The 669-nt window shown below is 30.2% G+C and carries 1 protein-coding gene; it reads left to right on the top strand.

Annotated features, from left to right (window positions below; all coding sequences use genetic code 11):
• Positions 1–148 precede the first annotated feature (148 nt).
• The gene (locus HMPREF3144_RS04750; protein ID WP_141742725.1) at positions 149–598 is read left to right on the top strand and encodes a hypothetical protein; all 450 of its coding nucleotides are present in this window, start codon (positions 149–151) and stop codon (positions 596–598) included.
• Positions 599–669 lie beyond the last annotated feature (71 nt).

Genomic DNA, 669 nt, shown 5'->3' with positions numbered 1-669 from the left:
AACCGATTCATGAGAAGTATTTAAGTGATTATGATGCTTTTAGATGGGCTTCTGAGGTCCTCACGGATGTAAAGATATTGGACTACGAATCTAGGGTTCAATATGGTTGCAAACTACTTGGCTATGGCGGGAATCAGGGATGTTTGCCATGAAAGTAACTTTTAAAACTTATTTTTTTTGTATGTTAAAAGCTTTGTTCGTAAGTGCAATAGTCTTTTGTATTCAAATCTTAGTAAATGTTTTTTTGAATGAAGATGAAGTCATAGAAATATGGGATGTTTTTAGTTTAGGGGTTGGTTTGACTTTAATTGCAAGTTTGGTTTTTCTGATACCATTAATTATTGCAACTCTGGTTAGATTTTTATTAAATAAACACAATTACCATCGATGTCTTTCTTTTTTAATTAATTTTGCTGTTTTTTTTACTTATGGATATTATTTATTTATAAAATCACAGCCCCTTTACAAGGGTACTGAATTTTCTGAACATGAAAAGTTACTAATACTTAGTATGGTTTTTTATACTTCAATTTTTTTAATTACGAGTGAGATTTTTATCTCAAGTAAAGTAAAAAAATTAAGTTTAAGTGTTGGTTAAATTAATATTTAGTAGTCCTTAATAAGCGGTTTTTGTCAAGCCAGTGGCAGTATAGGCTATGGGCAGGTGAG

This window comes from Oligella sp. HMSC05A10 (assembly GCF_001808335.1).
Taxonomy (GTDB): Bacteria; Pseudomonadota; Gammaproteobacteria; order Burkholderiales; family Burkholderiaceae_B; genus Oligella; species Oligella urethralis.
This window is presented reverse-complemented; position numbering and strand designations above follow the sequence as displayed.